Annotated in this window: 18 protein-coding genes and 2 riboswitches; of the genes, 11 read left to right on the top strand and 7 right to left on the bottom strand. The window is 64.2% G+C overall.

The window, feature by feature from the left end:
* Nucleotides 1–4 precede the first annotated feature (4 nt).
* The 7 genes from QMK50_RS25080 to QMK50_RS25050 all read left to right on the top strand — a co-directional run bounded on the left by QMK50_RS25080 (nt 5) and on the right by QMK50_RS25050 (nt 10553).
* Nucleotides 5–1585 carry an ABC transporter ATP-binding protein gene (locus QMK50_RS25080; RefSeq protein WP_320334279.1) on the top strand — a complete coding sequence of 527 codons (1581 nt, stop codon included), beginning with the start codon at nt 5–7 and terminating at the stop codon, nt 1583–1585.
* Nucleotides 1586–1724: 139 nt separating this feature from the next.
* Entirely contained in the window at nt 1725–3143 is a 1419-nt protein-coding gene (locus QMK50_RS25075; protein ID WP_095170381.1) for a sigma-54 interaction domain-containing protein, read from the top strand.
* 276 nt (nt 3144–3419) lie between these two features.
* Nucleotides 3420–4811: a GntP family permease gene (locus QMK50_RS25070; protein WP_095170380.1), complete on the top strand. Its 1392-nt coding sequence runs from the start codon at nt 3420–3422 to the stop codon at nt 4809–4811.
* A 7-nt stretch (nt 4812–4818) separates the two neighbouring features.
* Nucleotides 4819–5592, top strand: coding sequence for a 3-hydroxybutyrate dehydrogenase (locus tag QMK50_RS25065; RefSeq protein ID WP_095170379.1), 774 nt, complete (start codon nt 4819–4821; stop codon nt 5590–5592).
* Between the two features lie 45 nt (nt 5593–5637).
* Nucleotides 5638–7593 (top strand): acetoacetate--CoA ligase, encoded by a 1956-nt coding sequence (locus QMK50_RS25060; protein WP_095170378.1) that lies wholly within the window; start codon nt 5638–5640, stop codon nt 7591–7593.
* 96 nt (nt 7594–7689) lie between these two features.
* The gene (locus QMK50_RS25055) at nt 7690–10236 is read left to right on the top strand and encodes a PAS domain-containing sensor histidine kinase (RefSeq protein WP_159995214.1); all 2547 of its coding nucleotides are present in this window, start codon (nt 7690–7692) and stop codon (nt 10234–10236) included.
* A 41-nt stretch (nt 10237–10277) separates the two neighbouring features.
* Nucleotides 10278–10553, top strand: coding sequence for a peptidylprolyl isomerase (locus tag QMK50_RS25050; protein ID WP_095170376.1), 276 nt, complete (start codon nt 10278–10280; stop codon nt 10551–10553).
* Nucleotides 10554–10732: 179 nt separating this feature from the next.
* On the opposite strand, the gene QMK50_RS25045 is transcribed toward QMK50_RS25050, so the two are convergent.
* Genes QMK50_RS25045 through QMK50_RS25035 form a run of 3 tightly spaced genes read right to left on the bottom strand, consistent with a single transcriptional unit; the run spans nt 10733 to nt 13160 of the window.
* Nucleotides 10733–11950 carry an amino acid deaminase gene (locus tag QMK50_RS25045; protein WP_320334278.1) on the bottom strand — a complete coding sequence of 406 codons (1218 nt, stop codon included), beginning with the start codon at nt 11948–11950 and terminating at the stop codon, nt 10733–10735.
* Between the two features lie 35 nt (nt 11951–11985).
* A complete protein-coding gene (locus QMK50_RS25040; protein WP_095170373.1) occupies nt 11986–12750 on the bottom strand; it encodes an IclR family transcriptional regulator in 765 nt (254 codons plus the stop codon).
* Nucleotides 12751–12770: 20 nt separating this feature from the next.
* Entirely contained in the window at nt 12771–13160 is a 390-nt protein-coding gene (locus tag QMK50_RS25035) for a RidA family protein (protein ID WP_320334277.1), read from the bottom strand.
* Nucleotides 13161–13394: 234 nt separating this feature from the next.
* Between QMK50_RS25035 and QMK50_RS25030 the strand changes: the two genes are divergently transcribed.
* Nucleotides 13395–14471: a GGDEF domain-containing protein gene (locus tag QMK50_RS25030; RefSeq protein WP_320334276.1), complete on the top strand. Its 1077-nt coding sequence runs from the start codon at nt 13395–13397 to the stop codon at nt 14469–14471.
* Nucleotides 14472–14542: 71 nt separating this feature from the next.
* Here the strand turns inward: QMK50_RS25030 and QMK50_RS25025 are convergent, their stop codons facing one another.
* The 4 genes from QMK50_RS25025 to cobW form a co-directional block, all read right to left on the bottom strand.
* A complete protein-coding gene (locus QMK50_RS25025) occupies nt 14543–15283 on the bottom strand; it encodes a vWA domain-containing protein (protein WP_320334275.1) in 741 nt (246 codons plus the stop codon).
* On the bottom strand, nt 15208–16215 hold the full coding sequence (locus QMK50_RS25020) for an ATP-binding protein (protein WP_320334274.1): 1008 nt from the start codon (nt 16213–16215) through the stop codon (nt 15208–15210). The genes QMK50_RS25025 and QMK50_RS25020 overlap by 76 nt, the downstream gene beginning before the upstream one ends.
* A 117-nt stretch (nt 16216–16332) precedes the next feature.
* Nucleotides 16333–20163, bottom strand: coding sequence for a cobaltochelatase subunit CobN (cobN, locus tag QMK50_RS25015; protein WP_320334273.1), 3831 nt, complete (start codon nt 20161–20163; stop codon nt 16333–16335).
* A 3-nt stretch (nt 20164–20166) separates the two neighbouring features.
* On the bottom strand, nt 20167–21234 hold the full coding sequence (gene cobW, locus QMK50_RS25010) for a cobalamin biosynthesis protein CobW (RefSeq protein WP_320334272.1): 1068 nt from the start codon (nt 21232–21234) through the stop codon (nt 20167–20169).
* A gap of 98 nt (nt 21235–21332) precedes the next feature.
* Nucleotides 21333–21544, bottom strand: a riboswitch (cobalamin riboswitch).
* A gap of 1107 nt (nt 21545–22651) precedes the next feature.
* Nucleotides 22652–22878: riboswitch (cobalamin riboswitch) on the top strand.
* 98 nt (nt 22879–22976) lie between these two features.
* Between cobW and QMK50_RS25005 the strand changes: the two genes are divergently transcribed.
* From QMK50_RS25005 to QMK50_RS24995, 3 genes are read left to right on the top strand one after another with little or no spacing between them, the layout of a single operon-like run.
* A complete protein-coding gene (locus QMK50_RS25005; protein ID WP_159995202.1) occupies nt 22977–23162 on the top strand; it encodes a CbtB domain-containing protein in 186 nt (61 codons plus the stop codon).
* An 11-nt stretch (nt 23163–23173) separates the two neighbouring features.
* Nucleotides 23174–23878 (top strand): CbtA family protein, encoded by a 705-nt coding sequence (locus QMK50_RS25000; RefSeq protein ID WP_320334271.1) that lies wholly within the window; start codon nt 23174–23176, stop codon nt 23876–23878.
* Nucleotides 23875–24288, top strand: coding sequence for a cobalamin biosynthesis protein (locus QMK50_RS24995; protein WP_095170168.1), 414 nt, complete (start codon nt 23875–23877; stop codon nt 24286–24288). The genes QMK50_RS25000 and QMK50_RS24995 overlap by 4 nt, the downstream gene beginning before the upstream one ends.
* Nucleotides 24289–24290 lie beyond the last annotated feature (2 nt).

Genomic DNA, 24290 nt, shown 5'->3' with positions numbered 1-24290 from the left:
TGCCATGAGTGACAACCTGATCGAAATCCGTGACCTCAACGTGGCCTTCAACGGCCAGGTGGCAGTGCGCGACCTGTGCCTGGACATCCGTGCCGGTGAGTGCCTGGCGCTGGTCGGTGAATCCGGTTCGGGCAAGTCGGTGACCGCCCACTCGATCCTGCAACTGCTGCCCGAGTGTGGCACCCAGTCCTCGGGCAGCATTCGCTACCGTGGCCAACAATTGCTCGGCGCCGAGGCCGGCACCTTGCGCAGCCTGCGCGGCAATCGGATCGCGATGATCTTCCAGGAGCCGATGACCTCCCTCAATCCCCTGCACAGCATCGAGAAGCAGATCGGCGAAACCCTGCTGGTGCACAAGGGCCTGGGCGGCAAGGCGGCGCAACGGCGGATCCTCGAATTACTCGAGCTGGTGGGCATCGCCAAACCCAAGGAACGCCTCAAGGCCTATCCGCACCAGCTCTCCGGCGGCCAGCGGCAACGGGTGATGATCGCCATGGCGCTGGCCTGCGAGCCGGAATTGCTGATCGCCGACGAGCCCACCACCGCGCTGGACGTGACGGTGCAGCGCAAGATCCTGCTGTTGCTCAAGTCGCTGCAGCAACGCCTGGGCATGTCGCTGCTGCTGATCAGCCATGACCTCAACCTGGTGCGCAGCATCGCCCAGCGTGTCTGCGTGATGCGCGGCGGCGAGATCGTCGAACAGGCCGCCTGTGAAACCCTGTTCACCGCACCCCAGCACCCTTACAGTTGCGTGCTGCTCAACGCCGAGCCGGAAGGTGAAGCGCTGCCCCGGGATGAACGCGAGGCGGTGCTGGAAGTCGCCGACCTGAACGTGCGTTTCCCCCTCGGCGGCGGGCTGTTCCAGCGCAAAACCTGGCTGCATGCCGTGGACGGTATCAGCCTGAGCATTCAACGGGGCAAGACCCTGGGCATCGTCGGCGAATCCGGCTCAGGCAAGTCGACTCTCGGCCAGGCGATCCTGCGCCTGCTCGACTCCGAGGGCAGCATCCGCTTCCAGGGCGAGGCACTGGACGGCCTCAACCAGAAGCAACTGCGGCCCTGGCGCAAACAGATGCAGGTGGTGTTCCAGGACCCCTTCGGCAGCCTCAGCCCGCGGATGTCGGTGGCGCAGATCATCAGCGAAGGCCTGGAGGTCCACAGCCAATGCACCGCCCAAGAGTGTGAAGCCCAGGTGATCCAGGTGCTCAAGGAAGTCGGCCTGGACCCACAGAGCCGCCATCGTTACCCCCATGAGTTTTCCGGTGGCCAGCGCCAACGCATCGCCATCGCTCGCGCCCTGGTGCTCAAGCCGGCGCTGATCCTGCTCGACGAACCGACCTCGGCGCTGGACCGCACCGTGCAAAAACAGGTGGTCGCCCTGCTCCGCCAACTCCAGGAAAAACATGGCCTGACCTACCTGTTCATCAGCCACGACCTGTCGGTGGTCCGCGCCCTGGCCCACGACATGATCGTGATCAAGGACGGCAAGGTGGTTGAACGCGGCGCCAGTCATGATGTGTTCGATGCGCCGCAGCATCCCTATACCAAGGAGCTGTTGGCTGCAGCGCATCCGGGGTGGTCATGATTGCGCGTCTGCGGGCGGACCGTATTGCCCCCATCGCGAGCAAGCTCGCTCCCACATGGAACATGTGGTTGAACAATGTGGGAGCGAGCTTGCTCGCGATGAGGCCACCACACCCCACACACCTCTGGGAAATGAACCGATGAACACCGGCGAAAACCTCAAGGACTACCAACGCGTACGCTCGCTGGCGATCCGCTCGCTGTTCGAGATCATCGAGCAATCCAGCGAAGGCACGGTGATAGTCGACCGCGACGCCAACATCGTCTGGATGAACGAGCGCTATGCCCGGCGCTTTGGCCTGGAATCGGCCGCCGTGGCCATCGGCAAGGCCTGCGAAAGCGTGATCCCCGGCAGTTTGCTGCGTGAGGTGGTGCGCAGCGGCCGGCCGATCCTGCTGGACATGCAGGACACCTCCAAGGAACCACTGGTGGTGATGCGCCTGCCGATCCACGACGATGCCGGGACCGTGATCGGTGCCATCGGCTTTGCCCTGTTCGATGAGCTGCGCAGCCTGTCGCCGATGCTCAAGCGCTACCTGAGCATGCAGGAAGAATTGGCCTCCACCCGCTCCTTGCTGCGGGCCCGCCAGGCCAAGTACACCTTTGCCCATTTCATCGGCACCAGCGCCGCCAGCCTGGAGGTCAAGCGCCGTGCCCGACGCAGCGCCAGCACCGACTCGCCGGTGTTGCTGCTGGGGGAAACCGGTACCGGCAAGGAACTGCTGGCCCAGGCAATTCACAGCGCCTCGCCCCGGGCACATAAAGCTTTTGTCAGCATCAACAGCGCGGCGATTCCCGAAGCGCTGCTGGAAGCCGAGTTTTTCGGCACGGCCCCCGGCGCCTTCACCGGCGCCGATCGCAAGGGACGCGCCGGCAAGCTGCAAATCGCCCAGGGCGGCACGCTGTTTCTCGATGAGATCGGCGACATGCCCCTGCCCCTGCAAAGCAAATTGCTGCGGGTGCTGCAGGAGAAGGAATTCGAGCCGGTGGGCTCCAATGAAATGATCCAGAGTGACGTGCGAGTGATCGCCGCGACCTCCACCGACCTTGAAGCGGCGATCAAACGCGGCGAGTTTCGCGCCGACCTGTATTACCGCCTCAATGTCCTGCCGATCCAGGTGCCGCCCCTGCGCGAGCGCCTCGACGACCTGCCCGCCTTGAGCGAAGCGATTCTCGAAGAACTGCGCAGCCAGCACGAACTCGACCAACCGGCCCTGGAATTGCTGGGCCAACACGCCTGGCCGGGCAACATCCGCGAACTGCGCAACGTGCTGGAGCGGGCGGCACTGCTCAGCGACGACTTGATCCTCGACGCCAGCGAAATTCGCGCGGCAATCGGCAGCCTGGTGCCCGTGCAACGCGCGGCAGCAGTGCTGATCGAGCCCCAACTGAACGAAACCTTCAGCGCCGCCCGCGAACGTTTCGACCGGCAGTTGATCCAGAACACCCTGGCCCAATGCGCGGGCAAGGTGCCGCAAGCTGCGGTTCGGCTGGGGCTGGGGCGGTCGACCTTGTACAAGAAGATGGTGGCGCTGGGAATTGTCGAGTCTCCCTATTGAGACTTTAGTCTTTATAGAGAGACAAGTACTGCGCTATCACGAGTAAGCCCTGCCCCTACAGGCGTTTACCCTCCCCTGTAGGAGCGAGGCTTGCCCGCGATGACGTTATCCCCGTCGACAAATATCTCAATACTGAGACAAATTATTAAAAAATATTACCAACAAAGAAAATAAACCTTATAAATCAACAACTTAAAGACCTGGCACAAAACCCGCTATAGCCCCTTCCACACCTGCTTTACCCCCTAAAAAAATAACAATCGAAGGAGACACACCATGAGTGTGATCATTGCCTTGGCAGCCCTCGCGCTGCTGATGCTCGCAGCCTACCGTGGCTATAGCGTTATCCTCTTTGCCCCGATTGCCGCCCTTGGCGCCGTCCTGCTGACCGACCCCTCCGCCGTTGCGCCCGCCTTTACCGGGGTGTTCATGGAGAAAATGGTCGGCTTCATCAAACTGTATTTCCCGGTCTTCCTGCTCGGTGCAGTGTTCGGCAAGCTGATCGAGCTGTCGGGCTTCTCGCGCTCGATCGTGGCCGCCGCCATCCGCCTGTTGGGCACCCGCCAGGCGATGCTGGTGATCGTGCTGGTCTGCGCCTTGCTCACCTACGGCGGTGTCTCGCTGTTCGTCGTGGTGTTCGCGGTGTACCCCTTCGCGGCCGAGATGTTCAAGCAGAGCAACATTCCCAAGCGACTGATCCCGGCCACCATCGCCCTCGGCGCTTTCTCGTTCACCATGGATGCCCTGCCGGGCACCCCGCAAATCCAGAACATCATCCCCAGTACCTTCTTCAACACCACCGCCTGGGCTGCGCCGTGGCTGGGAGTAATTGGCACGATTTTCGTGTTCTGCGCCGGCATGCTGTTTCTCCAGCGCCAGCGCAACAAGGCCCAGCGCAGCGGTGAAGGTTATGGCAGCGTGCTGCGCAATGAACCGGAAACCGCCGAGGATATCAAGCTGCCCAACCCCTGGCTGGCCCTGTCGCCGCTGCTGGCGGTGGGCATCATGAACCTGCTGTTCACCCACTGGATTCCCCAGTGGTACGGCAAGACCCACAGCCTCAGCCTGCCCGGCATGACCGCGCCGGTGACCACCGAAATCGCCAAGCTCACCGCCATCTGGGCCGTGCAGGCAGCCTTGCTGGTAGGCATCCTGATGGTGCTGGTGTTCGGCTTCCAGGCGATTCGCAGCAAGCTCGCCGAAGGCAGCAAGAGTGCGGTCAGCGGCGCCCTGCTGGCGGCCATGAACACCGCCTCGGAATACGGCTTCGGTGCGGTCATCGCCTCCCTGCCGGGCTTCCTGGTGCTGGCCGACTGGCTCAAAAGCATCCCCAACCCGCTGGTCAATGAAGCAATTACCGTGACCCTGCTGGCCGGCATCACCGGTTCCGCCTCGGGCGGCATGAGCATCGCGCTGGCCGCCATGGCCAACGACTTCATCGCCGCCGCCCATGCCGCCAACATCCCCCTGGAAGTGCTGCACCGGGTGGCGGCCATGGCCAGTGGCGGCATGGACACCCTGCCCCACAACGGCGCGGTGATTACCCTGCTGGCGGTCACGGGCCTGACCCACCGCGAAGCCTACAAAGACATTTTCTGTATTACGCTGATCAAGACCCTGGCGGTCTTCGTCGTTATCGCTACCTTCTACGCCACCGGCATTGTGTGAGGCATTCATGACATCTCTATCGGGCAAGACCGCACTGGTCACCGGCTCCACCAGCGGCATCGGCCTGGGCATCGCGCTGAGCCTGGCCAAGGCCGGCGCCAACCTGGTCCTCAATGGTTTTGGCGACGCCTCCCAGGTCATCGCCGACGTCGGGCAATTCGGCGGCAAGGTCGGCCATCACCCGGCCGACGTCAGCGATCCGGCGCAAATCGCCGAGATGCTCGCCTACGCCGAGCGCGAGTTCGGTGGCATCGACATCCTGGTCAACAACGCCGGGATCCAGCACGTGTCCGCCGTGGAGGACTTCCCCGTGGAACGCTGGGACTCGATCATCGCGATCAACCTGTCCTCGGTGTTCCACAGCACCCGCCTGAGCCTGCCGGGCATGCGCGCCAAGGGCTGGGGACGGATCATCAATATCGCCTCGGTGCATGGCCAGGTCGGGTCAGTGGGCAAGGCCGCGTACGTCGCCGCCAAGCATGGGGTGATCGGCCTGACCAAGGTGGTCGGCCTGGAAACCGCCACCAGCAACATCACCTGCAACGCCATTTGCCCCGGCTGGGTGCTGACACCGCTGGTGCAGAAGCAGATCGATGACCGCGCCGCCGCCGGTGTCGAGCCGCAGCAAGCGCAGCATGACCTGCTGGCCGAGAAACAACCGTCGCTGGAATTTGTCACCCCGCCGCAACTGGGCGAACTGGTGCTGTTCCTCTGCAGCGACGCCGGCAGCCAGGTGCGTGGCGCGGCGTGGAATATCGATGGCGGGTGGCTGGCGCAGTAACCCACGCACAGCGCCACCTGCCCCCCTAAAAACAAGAGGCAAGTCATGTCCGAAATCCTCTGGCAACCCAGCCCCGAACGCATCGCCCAGACCCGCATGGAAGCCTTCCGACGTCTGTGCAACCAGCGCCACACCCTGGCAATCGCCGACTACCCGGCCCTGCACCAGTGGAGCATCGACCAGCGCGAAGACTTCTGGCAGGCCATCGTCGACTACTTCGGCATCACCTTCCACCAGCTCCCTGAAACGGTGTTGCGTGAAGGCCGGCAGATGCCCAGCGCCGAGTGGTTTCCCGGGGCCACCCTGAATTTTGCCGAACACCTGTTGCGCCGGCGCGACGACGCGGTGGCGGTGATCGCCATCGGCGAAGATGGCCAGCGCGAACAGCTGAGTTTCGCCGAGCTGGCCAGCCACGTGGCCGGCCTGCAGAAGAGCCTGCAAGCGGCCGGCGTCGGCCTTGGCGACCGGGTCGCGGCGTGCATGCCCAACACCTGGCAAACCCTGGTCGGCATGCTTGCCACCACCAGCCTGGGGGCGGTCTGGTCCTGTTCTTCGCCGGACTTCGGCACCCAGGGGGTGATCGACCGGTTCGGCCAGATCGAACCCAAGGTGCTGATTACCTGTGCCGGTTATCACTATTCTGGCAAGACCATCGACCAAACCCCCAAGCTCAACGAAATACTCCAGCGCCTGCCGTCCCTGGAACACCTGATCATCGTGCCGTACGCCCGTCCCCAGGCGCGTACCGAGGACTATCTGAGCCAGGCCAGCGTCAGCCTGTGGCAGGACTTTTATCGGCCCGGCGGCGAGCCTGAATTTGTCGCCGTGCCCTTCGCCCATCCGCTGTACATCCTCTATTCCAGTGGCACCACCGGCGTGCCCAAATGCATCATCCACAGCACCGGGGGCGTGCTCCTGCAACACGTCAAGGAACACGGCCTGCATGTCGACCTCGGGGCCGCCGACCGGTTGTTCTACTACACCACCTGCGGCTGGATGATGTGGAACTGGCTGGTCTCGGCACTCGCCGTGGGCAGCAGCATCGTGTTGTACGACGGCTCGCCCTTCCACCCTGGACCGCAACGCTTGCTCGACCTGATCGAGCACGAGCGCATCACCGTCTTCGGCACCAGCCCCAAATACCTGGCCACCCTGGAAAGCCACGGCCTGCAGCCGCGCTTGAGCCACGACCTGAGCAGCCTCAAGACCCTGCTCTCGACCGGCTCGGCGCTGTCGCCCCACAGCTACGACTACGTTTACCGGCAGATCAAGCCTGACCTGTGCCTGGCCTCGATGTCCGGCGGCACCGACATCATCTCCTGCTTTGTTGCCGGCAACCCGTGGCTGCCGGTGCGCCGCAGCGAAATGCAGGGCAAGGGCCTGGGCATGGCCATCGAAGTGTGGAACGACGCCGGCCAGCGGGTGATTGGCGAGAAAGGCGAACTGGTCTGCACCCGGCACTTTCCGGCCATGCCCATTGGCCTGTGGAATGACCCACAGCAGGAAAAACTCCACGACTCCTACTTCAGCCAATTCCCCGGCGTCTGGGCCCAGGGCGACTACGCCGAAGAACTGCCCCATGGCAGCTGGATGATCCATGGCCGCTCCGACGCCGTGCTCAACCCGGGCGGCGTGCGCATCGGTACCGCGGAAATCTACCGCCAGGTGGAAAAGGTCCCGCAGGTGCAGGATTGCGTCGCCATCGGCCAACAGTGGCAGGACGACGTGCGCGTGGTGCTGTTCGTGCGCCTGGCCGACGGCGTGGTACTGGACGAGGCCCTGGAGCAGCAGATTCGCCAGGTGATCCGCGCCAACACCACACCGCGTCATGTGCCGGCAAAAATCCTCGCGGTCAGCGACATCCCGCGCACCATCAGCGGTAAGGTGGTCGAGTTGGCGGTGCGCAATGTGGTGCACGGCCGGCCGGTGAAAAACACCGACGCCCTGGCCAATCCAGAGGCCCTGGAGCAATTTCGCCAACGCCCGGAATTGCAGGAGTAGTGCTGGTCGCAATGAAATCGGGCAGCGGCGAGACTTTTCCGGCCGCCAGGCGTCTACATCCTCGACATGCCCGATGACAGGACGCAGGAATCCGCGATGAATCACTCCCCCAACGGCGGCGACGCCCAGGCCCTGATTGCCCGCCTCGACTGGACACAAAGCCCGCTGGGGGCTGCCAGCCAGTGGCCACAGAGCCTGCGCACCGCGGTGGACATCGTGATTCACTCGCCAATGCCCATGCTCCTGCTCTGGGGCCCGCAACTGGCGCAGATCTACAACGACGGCTTCGCCCTGCTGGCCGGTAACAAACACCCCGAGGCGTTCGGCCAGCCAACGCACCTGACGTGGCCGGAGCTCGAAGATTTCACCACCCCGATCTACCACGCGGTGCTGCAGGGCCAGGTGCGCTCCTACAGCGAGCAACGGTTCAGCCTGCAACGCGAGGGCCAGGAACAGGAATTCTGGCTGGACCTGACCTACAGCCCGATACGCGACGAACATGGGCTGGTGGCCGGGATCCTGGTCACCGCCATCGAAACCAACGAACGCCGGCGCATCGCCCTGGAGCTCAAGCAACGCTCGGACGCCAGCCTCAAGGCCCAGCAAGACAGCGAGCAGCGCCTGCAACTGGCCCTCGCCGCCACCGAGTCGGTCGGCACCTGGGACTGGGATATCGGCAGCGACCGGTTTCTCGCCGATGCCCATTTCGCCCAGTTGCACGGCGTCGACCCGAGCCGCGCCAGCCAGTTGCCCATCAGCGAGTACCTGCACGGCGTACACCCGGAAGACCGGGCCATGGTCACGCGCAGCATCAAGCACTGCATCAGCCACGCCGGCGAATACGCCGAGGAATACCGTCTGCTGCAGGCCAATGGCGAGGTGCGCTGGGTGTTTGCCCGGGGCCGCTGCTACAAGGATCACCACGGCCGGCCGATCCGCTTTCTCGGCGCCGCCCTCGACCTGACCGAGCGCAAGCACACCGAACAGGCGCTACGCCAAAGCCAGACCGAACTGCAACTGATCATCAACGCGATGCCGGTGCTGATCGGCTATGTCGACCACGAGCAACGCTTTCGCCTGAACAACAGCGCCTACCTCGACTGGTACGGCATGACCCCGCAGGAGCTGTACGGCAAATCCATCCTCGAGATTCTCGGCGCGGACATGTATGCCACGCGGCTGGAGCATATCCAGGCGGCGCTGGCCGGCAAGGCCTGCAGCTTCGAGGCCTACTCCCCGCACCGCGACGGCCGCCCGCGGTACGCGCTGATGAAGTACCTGCCGCGCTTCGGCCCGGATGGCTCGGTGAATGGTTTCTACATTTTCGTGATCGACGAAACCGAGCGCAAACAGACCGAGGAAGCCCTGCGCAACCTCAATGAGACCCTGGAGGAACGGGTAGCCGCGCGCACCCAGGCGCTGGCCGAGGTCAACCAGCGCCTGCAGAACGAAATGTTCGAGCGCGAACGGGCCGAGGATGCCTTGCGCCATGCGCAGAAGATGGAAGCGGTGGGACAGCTCACAGGTGGCATCGCCCATGACTTCAACAATATGCTGACCGGCATCATCGGCAGCCTGGACCTGATCCAGCGCTACATCGACGATGGCCGTACCGAGGACATCGGGCGCTTCGCCGAGGCGGCCGTGGCCTCGGCCAATCGTGCCGCCGCCCTGACCCACCGCCTGCTGGCCTTCTCCCGCCGGCAATCGCTGGATCGCCAACCGCTGGACCCCAACAGCCTGGTGCGCTCGCTCGAAGAGTTGATCCGCCGGACCAAGGGTGAACAGATCGAATTGAAGTTCGATCTGGCCCCCGGCGTGTGGCCGGTCAATACCGACGCCGGGCAGTTGGAAAATGCCCTGCTCAACCTGGTGATCAACGCCCGCGATGCCATGCCCGACGGCGGTGAATTACTGATTGAAACCGCCAATAGCTACCTCGACGGCAGCGACATCAGCACCCTGGAACCGGTCAAGGCGGGCGACTACGTAATGCTCGGCGTGCGCGACAATGGCTCAGGCATGAGTCCACGCGTCCTGGCCAAGGCCTTCGACCCCTTTTTCACCACCAAGCCCATTGGCCAGGGCACCGGCCTGGGCTTGTCGATGATCTACGGTTTTGCCCAGCAATCCGGCGGCCACGCCACCCTCAGCAGCGAACCCGGCGAGGGCACCTGCGTGCGCTTGTACCTGCCGCGCCTGCACAGCCCGGCGCTGGCGGCGGTGCCCACGCCGAACCTGGGCGGCGCCTTCGCGGTCGCCGGTGAGTCGGTGGTGCTGGTGGAGGACGATCCGGCGGTGCGCCTGCTGGTGCTCAACGTGCTCACGGAACTGGGCTACAACACCCAGGCCGCCGAAGATGCCCACAGCGCGTTGCCCTTGCTGGAATCGGAGTTGCGCATCGATCTGCTGGTGACCGACGTCGGCCTGCCCGGGATGAATGGCCGGCAACTGGCGGAGATCGCCCGCCAGCATCGCCCCGAGCTGAAAGTGCTGTTCATGACCGGTTATGCGCAACAGGCCGCCGAACGCCAGGGCTTCCTCGACGAGGGCATGGACCTGCTGGCCAAGCCGTTTACCATCGAGCAACTGGCCGGCAAGATTCGCCAGATGATCCGCCCCGCAGGCGGATATCAGGCATAATCGCGCCCCGCCGCCACCACCGTTCCAGGGTAACTGTCCGAATGAAAGCTCAAGCCCGCCATATTCTGGTGAAAACCGCCGATGAGGCCGAACAGCTCAAGCAACGTATCGCCAAGGGCGAGGCGTTCGATGTGCTGGCCAAGAAATACTCTACCTGCCCGTCCGGCAAGCGCGGCGGCGACCTCGGCGAAGTACGGCCCGGGCAAATGGTCGGCGCCATCGATGCGGTGATTTTCAAGAAGCCATTGCGCGTGGTCCACGGGCCAATCAAGAGCAAGTTCGGCTATCACCTGGTGCAAGTGTTCTACCGCGACTGAGCCCGGCCTCAGACCCTGGGAATCAACGCCCCCGTCGGCGCGCTGTTGCAGCTCGATCATGCACTCGCCGATCAGGGCAATGCGTGGTGGATTGGGGCCGCTGAAGGTTTTCATTATCCTGGGGAATCCTGAGCTTTTGGTGTGGGCTTGCCCGCGAAGGCAGCAACTCGTTTGCGGGTCTAGAAACAGGTTTGCATGCTTTCAATCACCCGCAACTGCTCATCCACCAACAACCCAGTGCGCCATTTATCGAACGTCAGGCACGGGTGCGAAGTGCCGAACGAAATGATGTCGCCGACCCGCAATTCAATGCCCGGGGCCACCGTCATGAAGGCGTGCTGGTCCATCACCGCCGTAACCTTGCACGCCGCCACGTCATCACCCACCACCGGTATCACACCGGCTGGGTAGCGGCGCAACGGCACCGGCAAGCCGGCGTCATAGGCCACGTCGCGCTTGCCCAGGGCAATCACCGCAAAGCCCGGTTCCGGCAACGACTGCACGTGGGCCCAGACTTCCAGTGCCGGGCGCAGACCTTCGTGCAGGTCGCTACGGCGATCCAGCACGCAGCATTGCGCCTCTTTGTAGATGCCATGGTCGTGAGCCACATAACTGCCTGGGCGCAACACACTGAGGAAACGCCCCGCCGCGTTCTGCGCCGCGAAGGATTCGGCGACCAGGTCGTACCAGGCCGACCCCGATGCCGTGACGATCGGTCGCTCGATGGCGAACGCCCCGCTGCCTTGCAACTGCACGGCCAGGCGCACCAGGGAGGCGGCGAACTGACGAATGCCACTGACCGCCTGCTCACCGTGGATCACCCCTTCGTAACCTTCAATGCCGGTCAAGGCCAGGCCCGGATGGGCCTCGATTGCCGCCGCCAGCGCCAGCACTTCGGCTTCGCTGCGGCAACCACAACGGCCGCCGACCACGCCGTACTCGATCATTACGTTCAAGCGCTGGCCACGTGCGGCAAAAAACCCGCCGAGGTCGGCGACGTTGTCCGGGTGGTCGACCATGCAGTGGAAATCAAAGTCCGGGTCGGCCAACAGTTCGGCAATCAGCGCCATGTTCGGCGTGCCGACCAACTGGTTGGCCATCAACACCCGACGCACGCCGTGGGCGTAGGCGGCTCGGGTCTGCACGGCGGTGGCCAGGGTAATGCCCCAGGCACCGGCCGCCAGTTGGCGACGGAACAGGGCCGGGGTCATGCTGGTCTTGCCGTGGGGCGCCAGTTGCGCGCCGCTGGCAGCAACGAACTGCTGCATCCAGGTGATGTTGTGCTCAAGCGCTGCGCGGTGCAGCACCAGCGCCGGCAAGCTGACGTCGCGCACCAGGTGCGCACCCACCGGCGCAGCGCCTTTTTCCACGGCAGCGATATTCAACGTAGAAGACATGCTTTCACTCCTTGCACGGCCGGCAGCGGCCAGGGTTATTCGTTGAGGCGCCGGGCCATGCGGTTGGCGCTGTCGATCAGCACCCGACGGTAGGCGTCGTAGTTGTTAATGGCGTCGGCCCTTGGGGCGACGATGCACAAGGTGGCAATGGCCACCCCATCCGGGTCTTTTACCGGGGCGGCAAAACAGTGGGTGAAGGTGTCGGCCACGCTGTCGAAGGAGAAGAACCCATCGACCCCGGCCTGGCGAATCTGCGCCAGGAAAAGCGCCAACGGCAGTGGCTGGCCGTCAGGCAGGATGAAGTCCTCGGCGGCAATCAGCTCGACAATCTGCTGGTCGCTCAGGTGCGCCAGCAGCAGGCGCCCGGACGCGGTCCAGGGGATCGGCGCGTTCTCGCCGATATCCGAGGAAATACGAAAATGCCGCTGGCCTTCCTGCATCAGCGCCACCGTGTATTTGCGCCCGTTGAGCAGGCACATCTGCGCGGTTTCGCCGGTCTGGCTGACAATCTCCTGCAGGGCCTGCCTGGCCTCGCGGGTGAGGTCGAAATGACGCAAGTGCGCCTGCCCCAGGAAGTACAGCTGGCGGCCCAGGTACACATGCCCGTCCTTGCCCACCGGCTGCAGGATCCGCCGCTCCAGCAGGGCCGCCACCAGTTCATAGACGGTGGACTTCGGGCTGCCGATGCCGTTGGCGATATCGTTGGGACGCAGCGGCTCGCCGATTTCCTTGAGGAAGTCGAGAATATCGAACGCCCGGTCCAACCCGCGGGCCCGACGCTTGATAGTGTCGTCACTCATGGTTGCGGCCTCCCCGGGCTTCAGGCTTTTTTCTTGTACGCGACGCAATCGATCTCGACCTTGCAGTCGACCATCATGTTCGCTTGCACACAGGCCCGGGCCGGCGCGTGTTCCGGGCTGAAGTACTCGGAGAAGACCTTGTTGAAGCTCCAGAAATCCCGCGGGTCCGCCAGCCAGACACCAGTGCGCACCACGTCCTCGAGGCCATACCCGGCTTCTTCGAGAATCGCCACCAGGTTGCGCAGCGTCTGGTGAGTCTGCTCGACAATCCCGCCAACAATGATTTCGCCATCCACCGCCGGCACCTGTCCGGACACATGCAGCCAGCCGTCGGCTTCCACGGCGCGGGCGAAAGGACGCGGCTGACCGCCGCCGGCGGTACTGCCGGTGCCAAAACGAGTGATGCTCATGGTGGATCTCCTGCTTGGGAAGTGGCGGATAATTCCGCTATAGCGGAATAAAATATGAAATAGCGGAACAGATGGCCAAAAGTGTGCCACAGCCCACCCGGAAAATCCCTGCGTATTTGTTCACCCGCCAGCAGGTCCGGTGAGCCATTGGACAACACCTCGTTGGCCTGCTTTTATTCATGCTTCAGCCGACATCCGTGTGCGTCCGGGTATTCCAGGGAAACAAGGCGAGCGATGTTCAAGACCATTGAAGATGAAGTGCTGAAAAAAGCTGCCCCGGCAGCCTTGCAACGGGAATTTGCGCAGTATCACTTCGAGCGGCAACAACGTTTCTGCCTGTTGATCTACATCGCCAGCATCGTGATCTGGCTGGTCTTCGACCTGATCGTCAGCTTCCTGGGCGGGCAACGCTTTACCTACCTTTCACCACTGTTCCTGGGGGCCCTCTCGATCCTCGCGATCATCCTCGGGTTCACCCACAAGGCCCGGCACTTTGATCGGCTCAATGTGCTGTTCGTGCTGGTCATGACCCTGGGTATCCGCATGGTCATCCACGGCTTGCCCGTGAGCTTGCAGCCAGCCTGGCTGGTGCTGGCCGCCTCCAGCATCCTCTACAGCGCCTCGGTACTGCCGTTGAGCCGCGGCTCGTTCTACGCCGCGCTGCTGATCACCTGGCTGATGCTCAACCCCTTCTACAACACCGACATAGAATTGTTCGGCCTCAGGGGCACGATGACCGCCTGCTACTCGGTGTTCCTCAGCGCCCTGACCCTCTACAGCTTCTTGAAACTGCGCCAGGCCAGGCTCTATGCCTACATCATGGCGAAGCTGCTGCTGGACCAGGCCTACCTCGACACGCTGACTGAAATCCCCAATCGCCGCTCGTTCATGACCACCGCCACCCGGCAGCTGAGAGCGCACCCGCGTGAGCACGACCATTACCTGGCGATGGTCGATATCGACAATTTCAAGAGGATCAACGATACCTACGGGCACGACATTGGCGACCAGGTGCTCAAACGCATCGCAGCCGCCATCAAGGCGGTCATGGCCGATTACGAATATGCGCGCCTGGGGGGCGAGGAATTTGCGGTTTACTTGTCCGGAGTCCGCCGTGACGACGTCGAAGACCTGGCCGCACGCCTATGCCGGGTGGTGCGCGAGGATCCGAGCGAGTACCCGGTGACCGTCAGCATCGGCCTGACCCGAGTGGCCGACAGCGACTCGTTGAACCAGGCACTGAGAAAAGCCGACGAAGCACTGTACCTGGCCAAACACAGCGGCAAGGATCGTTATACATTTGCTGCGTGAAGTCACCAGGCGGCTGGCGATGGCGAGTTGAAGGGCGGTGAGGATTGGGGATGAGTGGTCACACAGCCCCGTCAAGCCACCCCAAGATCATCAATATGCCGATACTCAGCCCCCAACTCCCGAGCCAGATCCCGAGCCCGACCCAGGCGAATCGGACCACGCTCAATATCCACCAACAAACTCGGACAACCAAACGCCACCAGGTTCGGCCAAGCCTTGAGACGACCATCAGTCACCAACAACACACGCTGAACTTCCGCCGGAAAGCGCTTTTGCCGCCGAACCAACCACTGCCCCGCTTCGCCAAGGGCCGCCAGCAACGGCGTACCTCCCCCGGCCCCCAACCCCTCAAGCCAATCGCGCAGACTGCCGGAAGCCTTTAAACCCTGGACCTGCCAACTCGGTGCCAGGCCGCTGACGGTAAGCAAGGCCAGGCGCGCACGTTGCCGGTAGGCGTCGTCGAACACCTGCGCCAACAGCCCCTTGGCATCCCCCAGCGCCTGATGCCGGCGAGTCGAGGCCGAGGCATCGACAATCACCAGCCACAGTTCGTGAGGCGCACGGCTGCGCCAATGGAACAGCAGCGCGTCGCGACTGCGCGGCCGGCCCTTGAGCAGCGTCCCCGGCCAATCCACCGACCCGCTGCCAGCGGACCGCCGTGGCCCCTGCCGGCCATTGTGCAAGCGCCCCGCCCGGGGCCTGGCATCCGCCCCCGCATCACAGCGCGGGCGGATGCCTAGGGCTTTTTTGGCCAGCTCGGCACTTCTCGGCGCGCACCGGTGGGCAGCGCCTGGGCCGGCATTTCGCCCCACTGGCCCTGGCCTGAATCGACGCCAGGTGATTGCGGGGCAGACGCCGGGGGCGCTGGTTGTGGGTCCGAAGCGGGCGGCGGAGCCTGGCGACGGCGATGGCGCAAGGCAAACTCAGCGACTGCCTCGATATCGCCGTCCTCGATCGCCGTTGCCCCGCGCCACGCGGCATGGGCGCGGGCAGCACGCAGCCACACCAGGTCAGCGCGCAAGCCATCGACCCCGGCGGCGAAACAGCGTTCGGTAATCTGTGCCAGCGCCTGATCGTCGAGGGCGATCTCACTCAGCAGCCGGCGCGCTTGCTGACAACGTTCACGCAGGGCCAACTGGGCTGCTTCCCACTGCGCACAGAACGCCTGCGGATCGCTGTCGAAATCCAGGCGGCGGCGGATGATCTGCCCGCGCTCCAGCGGCGCAGTGTGACCACTGAGTGCGACATTCAGGCCAAAGCGATCGAGCAGTTGCGGACGTAGCTCGCCCTCTTCCGGGTTCATGGTGCCGATCAGCACAAACCGCGCCGGATGACGGTGGGAAATGCCATCGCGCTCGATCAGGTTGGTGCCACTGGCTGCCACGTCGAGCAGCAGGTCCACCAGGTGATCGGGCAGCAGATTGACTTCATCGACGTACAGCACCCCACCGTCGGCCTTGGCCAGGACCCCAGGGGAAAACTGCGCGCGACCCTCGCTCAATGCCGCATCCAGGTCCAGGGTGCCGACCAGGCGTTCTTCGGTTGCGCCCAGGGGCAAGGTGACGAACTGCCCGCTGGCCAGCAGGTCGGCCAGGCCACGGGCCAGGGTCGACTTGGCCATGCCGCGCGGCCCTTCGATCAGCACCCCGCCGATTTTCGGGTCGATGGCGCTCAGGCACAGCGCCAGCTTCAGGGCGTCGGCGCCGACCACGGCGGACAGCGGGAAATGGGGGGTGTCGGTCATCTCAGGTCTCGACTACAACGGTTGTCTGTCACAGCGCTTTCGCTGGCAAGCCAGCTCCCCCAAGTCCGCGTAGATCCTGTGGGAGCTGGCTTGCCAGCGAAACGATCGCACATGGGTTCAAGAATCTTCTTCAATATCCAGCAGCAAATGCTCCAGCGCCTCACGGTACTCACCAGGCGCTTGCCACAGCCCGCGCTGTTGCGCTTCGAGCAGGCGCTCGGTCATGTCGCGCAGTGCATGGGGATTATGCTGGCGCACGAACTCGCGGGTCGAGGGGTCCAGCAGGTAGGCGTCGGCCAGCAAAGCGTACTGGTGATCGTCGATCAACTGCGTGGTGGCGTCGAAGGCAAACAGGTTGTCCACGGTCGCCGCCAGTTCGAAAGCACCTTTGTAGCCATGGCGTTTGACCCCTTCGATCCACTTCGGATTGGCGGCACGGGAACGGATGACCCGGTTCAGCTCTTCCTTCAGCGTGCGGATCTTCGGCAGGTCCGGCTGGCTGTGATCGCCGTGATAACTCGCCGCCGCTGCACCGCTGAGGGTTTCCACGGCGGCCAGCATGCCGCCCTGGAACTGGTAATAGTCGTTGGAATCGAGCAAGTCGTGCTCGCGGTTGTCCTGGTTCTGCAACACCGCCTGGACTTGGCCCAAGCGCTGGGCGAACTGGCTGCGCGCGGCAGTACCCTCGTCGGCGCCGCCGTAGGCATAGCCGCCCCAGTTCAGGTAGACCTCGGCCAGATCTTCGCGGCTTTGCCACAAGCGGCCATCGATGGCGCCCTGCACGCCCGCCCCATAGGCGCCCGGCTTGGCACCGAAGATCCGCCAACCGGCCTGGCGCGCCGCCGCGTCGCTATCGAGCCCCGCGTGCTGCAAGGCTTGACGCTCCTCACGGACCTTGGCCGCCAGCGGGTTCATGTCATCCGGTTCATCCAGTGCAGCCACGGCTTGCACCGCGGCATCGAACAGGCGTATCAGGTTGGCGAAGGCATCGCGAAAGAACCCCGAAACACGCAAGGTCACGTCCACTCGCGGGCGGTCCAGCAGGCTCAGCGGCAGGATTTCGAAATCGTCGACCCGCTGGCTGCCCGTGGCCCAGACCGGACGCACGCCCATCAATGCCATGGCCTGGGCGATGTCGTCGCCGCCGGTGCGCATGGTGGCCGTGCCCCATACCGACAGGCCGAGCTGACGCAAGTGATCGCCGTGGTCCTGCAGGTGGCGTTCGAGGATCAGATTGGCCGACTGGAAACCGATGCGCCAGGCGGTGGTGGTCGGCAGGTTACGCACGTCCACCGAGTAGAAGTTACGGCCGGTGGGCAGCACGTCGAGACGCCCGCGACTTGGCGCGCCACTCGGGCCGGCCGGGACAAACCGCCCGGCCAGGGCGTCGAGCAAACCGCGCATTTCCGCCGGGCCACAGGCATCCAGGCGCGGTGCGACGACTTCGCGCAGGTGGCCGATGATCGCGTTGACTTCAGCCCAGCATGGGTCCTGAGGGAGCAAGCCGCTGGGGTCAATCGCTTCGCGAGCAGGCTCGCTCCCACGGGGGAACGGCTGCGGCGCAAGCGGGGTGACTGCCTGCTCGATCAACTGCGCGGCAAACAGCTCAAGGCGCTCGCGGGTGTCACCGGCAGTGCGCCAGGCGTCCTCGCCGAGACCCTGCAACTCGTCCGGCTTGGGGCCGCTCCACGGTGCCGACAACTCACAGTCCAGCGGATCAAAGCCCAGGCCGAACGCCTTGGCCAAGGCCCGCAGCAAGCTCGACTGCGCGCCCCGCCCGTCGCCCCGGGGAATGCGCAACAGGGCCAGCAAGGTGTCGATACGCAGGCGCCCGCTGGGCGATTCGCCGAACACATGCAGGCCATCGCGAATCTGCGACTCCTTGAGGTCGCACAGGTAGGTGTCCAGGCGCGGCAGCCAGATCGCCGCGTCGGCCTGGCTGTCGAGTTTGCCGTCCAGTTGCAATTCCCGATCGATGTGGGTTTCGCGCACCAGTTCGAGAATCTCCCGCTGTAGCTCACGGGCGCGCCGTGGGTCGAGCAACTGGGCTTCGTAGTACTCGTCCGCCAGCAACTCGAGGTTGCGCAGCGGGCCGTAGGTTTCGGCGCGGGTCAGCGGTGGCATCAGGTGATCGATGATCACCGCCTGGGTCCGGCGCTTGGCCTGGGCGCCCTCTCCCGGGTCATTGACGATAAACGGATAGATGTTCGGCAGCGGCCCCAGCAGCGCATCCGGCCAGCAACTCTCAGACAGGCCGACGCCCTTGCCCGGTAGCCATTCAAGGTTGCCGTGCTTGCCCACGTGAACCAGTGCATGGGCGCCGTAGACCTGGCGCAGCCAGAAATAGAACGCCAGGTAACCGTGGGGCGGCACCAGGTCGGGGTCGTGATAGACCGCGCTCGGGTCGACCTGATAACCCCGCGCCGGCTGGATGCCGACGAAGGTCAGGCCAAAGCGCAGCCCGGCGATCATCATGCGCCCGCCGCGGAACATCGGGTCGTCCTGCGGCGCGCCCCAACGCGCCAGCACCGCAGCGCGATTGGCTGCGGGCAAGGCGTCGAACAGCGCGTGATAGTCATCCAGCGCCAGGCTTTGCTGGCAGGGACGCTGGTCGATGCTGTCCAGGTCGTTGCTGACCCCGCCGAGCAGTTGGCGGATCAGCTCGGTGCCGCTGTCCGGCAGCTCGCCAGGCAGCGGATAACCTTCGGCCTGCAGCGCCCGCAGGATGTTCAAGGCCGCGGCCGGGGTGTCCAGGCCAACGCCATTGCCGATGCGGCCGTCACGGGTTGGGTAGTTGGCGAGAATCAACGCCACGCGTTTTTGCCCATTCTCCACCCGCGCCAGTTCGCTCCAGCGGCGCGCCAGTTCGGCGACAAAATCCATGCGCTCCGGTTGCGCCCGGTAGCAGACCACGTCGCACTGGCTGCGCTCGCTGCGCCAGGCCAGGTCCTTGAAGCTGATGGGACGGCTGATGATGCGCCCGTCCAGTTCCGGCAAGGCAATGTGCATCGCCAGGTCCCGCGGCCCCAGGCCCTGTTCGCTGGCGCGCCAGCCCGGCTCGTTGTCCTGGGCGCAGATCGCCTGGATCACCGGGATGTTGCGGCGAAACGGCCGCAGGTGCGGCGCTTCCGGGCTGGATTGGGCAAACCCGGTGGTATTGAGAATCACCGAGGCCAGGACTTGATCCAGCCAGTCCTCGACCACCGCCAGGCAACCGGGCTCTTTCAGGCTGGCCAGGGCAATCGGCAACGGGTTGAGCCCCGCCGCCTGCAAGCGCTGGCAGAAAATATCGATGAAGGCGGTGTTGGCCGCCTGCAAATGGGAACGGTAGAACAGCACTGCCGCCACCGGCTGCCCGGCCTGCCAGTCGGTTTGCCAGGTGGCCAGGTCGGGCTGGCTGTGCCGCGGGTGATAGATCGCGGTACGCGGCAGGGCTTGCGGTTCGGCCCACGGGTAGTCGCGCCCGAGCCAGCGACTGGCCAGGCAGCGGTACAGGTCCAGGGCATTGCTTTTGCCGCCCTGGCGCAGGAAGTGCCACAGCCGCTCGCGGTCCTGCACCGGCACCGTACTCAGGTCGCTGAGCTCCGGATCGGGACGGTCATCGCCCGGCACCAGGATCAGTTGCACCCCGCGCTTGGACAGCTCCACCAGACGCTCGACGCCGTAGCGCCAATAGCTGATGCCACCGTGCAGCGAAATCAGGATGACCTTGGCATGGCGCAGCACCTGGTCGACGTAGAGGTCGACCGACGCATGGTTCTGCACCTGCATCGGGTTGGCCAGGCGCAGACTCGGGTAGTCATCCGGCAGTTGCTGGGCCACTTCGGCCAACAGTGCCAGGCTGGAGTCGCCACTGCACAGGATCACCAGGTCGGCGGGGGTTTGCCCGAGGTCGGCAATGTTGTCGTCGGCAACAAAACCGCCGGGCTGGGTCCTGAGCAGGTGCATGGGTCAGACGCTGAGCGCGGCGCGCAGTTGCGCTTCGAGCAAGGACGCATCCAGCGCCTGGCCGATCAGCACCAGGCGTGTGGTACGTGCTTCGTCCGCGCCCCACTGCCGGTCGAAATGCTTGTCGAAGCGCGTGCCCACGCCCTGGATCAGCAAGCGCATGGGCTTGTTCGGGATCGCGGCGAAACCCTTGACCCGCAGGATGTCGTGCTGGACCACCAGTTGGGTCAAGGCATCGAGCAGCAGGCTTTCGTCGGCTTGCGGCAGTTCGATGGAGATCGAGTCAAAGGCGTCGTGATCGTGGTCATCGTGATCATCACCGTCGTGATGGTGATCGTGATGGCTGTGGCGGCTGTCGATGTGTTCTTCGGAACCGGCACCCAGGCCAATCAGCACGTCGAGCGGCAAGCGCCCGCTGCTGGCTTCGATGATCTTGACCGCTGGCGGCAGCTCCTCGGCAACTTCCAGGCGTACCCGGGCCAGGTCTTCAGGGCTGATCAGGTCGGCCTTGTTGAGGATTACCAGGTCGGCACTGGCCAGTTGGTCGGCGAACAGTTCGTGCAGCGGTGACTCGTGGTCCAGGTTCGGGTCGAGTTTGCGCTGGGCGTCGACCTGGTCCGGGAAGGCGGCGAAGGTGCCAGCGGCCACGGCCGGGCTGTCGACCACGGTGATCACCGCGTCGACTGTGCAGGCACTGCGGATTTCCGGCCACTGGAAGGCCTGGACCAGTGGCTTGGGCAAGGCCAGGCCGGAGGTTTCGATGAGGATGTGGTCGAGGTCGCCGCGACGGGCCACCAGTTCGCGCATCACCGGGAAAAACTCTTCCTGGACGGTGCAGCACAGGCAGCCGTTGGCCAGCTCATACACCCGGCCTGTAGCTTCTTCTTCGGTGCAACCGATGGTGCACTGCTTGAGGATGTCGCCGTCGATGCCCAGCTCGCCGAACTCGTTGACGATCACCGCAATGCGACGACCCTGGGCGTTGTCGAGCATGTGCCGCAGCAAGGTGGTTTTACCCGAGCCGAGGAAGCCGGTGACGATGGTGACGGGGAGTTTGGCCAGTGTTTTCATCGGATGCCCTTTGGCAAGGTGGCGGGCATACGGGACGAGAAGCCACAACGCGCAGGCGTGCGGAAAGCGTTCGCCACCGGATCACCCCGCCCGGTTGTAGTGAGAATCTGGATCGAGGCAGGTCTCCTGGCTGACGGTGGGCCGGTCTTTCGACTGGCGGTTCCTGCGCCTTCCCGCCGCTTGAGATCAAGCGTGCAGTGGCCTGGCAGAAACAGCACCGTTCACAGTTGCGGGGGCAGCCGCGGCATCAACCGCGTTCCCTTCTTAGCTTCGGCGCACGCGCCAAAGAACCTCGAAGGCGCAAGGCTACGCATCGCGTCGGGGCGGGTCAATGTTCATGCCGTGTTCTGTGGCGCCAGGAATGCCGCCATCGCGGGCAAGCCTTGCTCCTACAGGGGAGTGGGAACACTGGTGGCAGCGGGTTTGCCCGCGATGGGCATAGGTATCTACACAACTTTGTAGCGGTCTGTGGCGAGGGAGTTTGCTACCGTGGCGGCCTCTGGGGTGTTGGACTAGACCGAGTACATATCCATTTCTTCGGTAACGGCCTCCTATGGTTCCGCTTTTACAGCGGCTCACTTTTGGAGGAGCCCAAAAGTAAGCAAAAGGCTCTTGCCCCACCACTCGGCACCTCGCTTAGGCTCGGTGTTCCCTCACGCAGGCTTGAATCCGTGGGCCGCCGCCACGCGCCATCCATGGCGCGGGGCGGCTAACCCGGCGTCCTGCCGGGTTACCCACGGATTCAAGCCTGCGTTCGGCCAGCGTGGTTAACGGGGCGCCCAGGATCAAAAGCCAGAGCCAGAGCCAGAGCCAGAGCCAGAGCCAGAGCCAGAGCCAGAGCCAGAGCCAGAGCCAGAGCCAGATCAAAAGATTGCTGACTTCGTCAGCGTCTTAGGAAGTAGAAGCTACACCGCGCATGCCCTAGCGATCAGGTCGGCTTTTAGGCCGCCTCGCTTTGTTTTTGATCTTAGGCGCCCCGTTAACCACGCTGGCCGGAGTCCGATATTGATTTGGGGGGTAAACCGGCAGGACGCCGGTTTAGCCGCACTGGGCCAGGGAGGGCCCATTGCGGCGGCCCCCCAAATCAATGTCGGAGTACGGGCATGCCGAGCCTAAGCGAGGCACCGAGTGGTGGGGCAAGAGCGTTTTGCTTACTTTTGCCTGGGCCGGCATTCCGGCTGTTCAAAAGTGAGCCGCCGTCAGGCGGAACCATAGGAGGCCGTTACCGAAGAAATGGATATGTACTCGGCCTGATCCAACATCCTGGTCGGCCCAGAGGTCACGACCCAAGCAGGTTCTCTCTCCACAGGTGCAACGTCGCATCACAGTTGTGTAGATACCTATGCCGCGATGGCGGCGACTCAGACCCCCAATTGAGAACCCATGCCAATTGACGCCAATCCCCCGCCCATGCTCTCCTACACACCTTGTTACGGGTGCCCTTCACAGGGTGAAACGGGAAACCGGTGAATCATGTGCTTTACTGCAAAGCCATGTCAGTCCGGTGCTGCCCCCGCAACGGTAAGCGAGCGAAGAGTCAGATCCACTGTGCCAGTCGTACGGCATGGGAAGGCGATTCTTGCAGGTGTGGCCACAGCCCGCCCCTCGTGAGCCCGGAGACCGGCCCGCAACACATAGCTAACAAACCCGCGGTGGGCGGGCGCTGTTCAAGTCTCTGCGTGCCCGGCTCGCGGAGGTTTGCATGCGCACGTTTCACCCCTGACTGACCAGAGGGAAGCGCCATGTCGACCATCACCAGCACCCGCCACGCCACCGCCAGCACCACCCTGGGCCACCGCCTCGTTGCCGCCATCGGCGCATCGATCCTGGGTGTGTGCCTGGTGTACTTCGCCGGGTTCTCCCATATCGAGGCCGTGCATAACGCCGCCCACGATACCCGCCACAGCGCCGCCTTCCCGTGCCACTGAGACCTGCCCAGATGATCAAGCGTATTGCACAAACCGCAGGTTTCAGTGGGCTGCTGGCCGCCCTGCTGCTGACGCTGTTGCAGAGTTTCTGGGTCGCCCCGCTGATTCTGCAGGCCGAGACTTACGAACAGTCCGCACCCGCGGCAGCAGAAGTCCATGAACACGCCGCCGGCACCGCGGCCCACAGCCATGACGGCGAAGCCTGGGAACCGGAAGACGGCTGGCAGCGTGTGCTATCGACCACGGGCGGCAACCTGGTGGTGGCCGTCGGTTTTGCCCTGATGCTGGCCGGCCTCTACACCCTGCGCGCGCCGACCCGCACTTCCCAGGGCCTGCTCTGGGGCCTGGCCGGTTATGCCACCTTCGTCCTGGCACCGACCCTCGGCCTGCCACCCGAGTTGCCGGGCACCGCCGCGGCCGACCTGGGCCAACGGCAGATGTGGTGGATCGGTACGGCGGCCTCGACCGCCGCCGGCATTGCCCTGATCGCGTTCGGCCGCAACTGGCTGCTCAAGCTGCTGGGCGTTGCGATCCTGGCGGTACCCCATGTGATCGGCGCGCCCCAACCGACCGTGCATTCGATGCTGGCGCCGGAAGAACTGGAAACGCAGTTCAAAATCGCTTCGCAACTGACCAACGTGGCTTTCTGGCTGGCCCTGGGCGTGCTCAGCGCCTGGTTGTTCCGCCGCAAAAGCGCAGACCAGTTGCCTGCATGAGTGACACCCGCGCAGCGCCGACCCTGGTGGTCGGCCTGGGCTGCCAGCGTGGCTGCCCAGCGAGCACGCTGCGCGCGTTACTTGATCAGGCCCTGCAGGCGAACCAGATCGACCTGCACTCGATCAAGGCCCTGGCCAGCATCGACCTCAAGCGCGAGGAGCCTGGACTGCTTGAACTGGCCGCCCAACTGGGACTGCCGCTGATGTACTTCAGCAGCGAACAACTGGCCCAGTATCAAGCCCGCCTCAGCCACCAATCGCAGATCGCCTTCGAACGCACCGGTTGTTATGGCGTGGCCGAAAGCGCCGCCCTGGCCCTGGCCGAACAACTGGCCCAGGCCCCGGCAACCCTGCTGATTTGCCGGCAGAAATACGCCCAGGCCACCTTTGCATTGGCCTGCGCTTCGTAAAA

This window comes from Pseudomonas sp. P5_152 (assembly GCF_033989915.1).
Classification (GTDB): domain Bacteria; phylum Pseudomonadota; class Gammaproteobacteria; order Pseudomonadales; family Pseudomonadaceae; genus Aquipseudomonas.
Note: the sequence above shows the minus strand (reverse complement) of the source record. Positions and strands in the feature narration are given on the sequence as shown.

Excerpts from the sequence above, each read along its gene's own strand:
- QMK50_RS25070 (WP_095170380.1), top strand. The coding sequence starts at position 3,420 with ATGAGTGTGATCATTGCCTTGGCAGCCCTCGCGCTGCTGATGCTCGCA.
- QMK50_RS25035 (WP_320334277.1), bottom strand. The coding sequence starts at position 13,160 with ATGAGCATCACTCGTTTTGGCACCGGCAGTACCGCCGGCGGCGGTCAG.
- QMK50_RS25045 (WP_320334278.1), bottom strand. The coding sequence starts at position 11,950 with ATGTCTTCTACGTTGAATATCGCTGCCGTGGAAAAAGGCGCTGCGCCG.
- cobN (WP_320334273.1), bottom strand. The coding sequence starts at position 20,163 with ATGCACCTGCTCAGGACCCAGCCCGGCGGTTTTGTTGCCGACGACAAC.
- QMK50_RS25005 (WP_159995202.1), top strand. The coding sequence starts at position 22,977 with ATGTCGACCATCACCAGCACCCGCCACGCCACCGCCAGCACCACCCTG.
- QMK50_RS24995 (WP_095170168.1), top strand. The coding sequence starts at position 23,875 with ATGAGTGACACCCGCGCAGCGCCGACCCTGGTGGTCGGCCTGGGCTGC.
- QMK50_RS25055 (WP_159995214.1), top strand. The coding sequence starts at position 7,690 with ATGAATCACTCCCCCAACGGCGGCGACGCCCAGGCCCTGATTGCCCGC.
- QMK50_RS25065 (WP_095170379.1), top strand. The coding sequence starts at position 4,819 with ATGACATCTCTATCGGGCAAGACCGCACTGGTCACCGGCTCCACCAGC.
- QMK50_RS25060 (WP_095170378.1), top strand. The coding sequence starts at position 5,638 with ATGTCCGAAATCCTCTGGCAACCCAGCCCCGAACGCATCGCCCAGACC.
- QMK50_RS25000 (WP_320334271.1), top strand. The coding sequence starts at position 23,174 with ATGATCAAGCGTATTGCACAAACCGCAGGTTTCAGTGGGCTGCTGGCC.
- QMK50_RS25030 (WP_320334276.1), top strand. The coding sequence starts at position 13,395 with ATGTTCAAGACCATTGAAGATGAAGTGCTGAAAAAAGCTGCCCCGGCA.
- QMK50_RS25080 (WP_320334279.1), top strand. The coding sequence starts at position 5 with ATGAGTGACAACCTGATCGAAATCCGTGACCTCAACGTGGCCTTCAAC.
- QMK50_RS25020 (WP_320334274.1), bottom strand. The coding sequence starts at position 16,215 with ATGACCGACACCCCCCATTTCCCGCTGTCCGCCGTGGTCGGCGCCGAC.
- QMK50_RS25050 (WP_095170376.1), top strand. The coding sequence starts at position 10,278 with ATGAAAGCTCAAGCCCGCCATATTCTGGTGAAAACCGCCGATGAGGCC.
- QMK50_RS25040 (WP_095170373.1), bottom strand. The coding sequence starts at position 12,750 with ATGAGTGACGACACTATCAAGCGTCGGGCCCGCGGGTTGGACCGGGCG.
- cobW (WP_320334272.1), bottom strand. The coding sequence starts at position 21,234 with ATGAAAACACTGGCCAAACTCCCCGTCACCATCGTCACCGGCTTCCTC.
- QMK50_RS25075 (WP_095170381.1), top strand. The coding sequence starts at position 1,725 with ATGAACACCGGCGAAAACCTCAAGGACTACCAACGCGTACGCTCGCTG.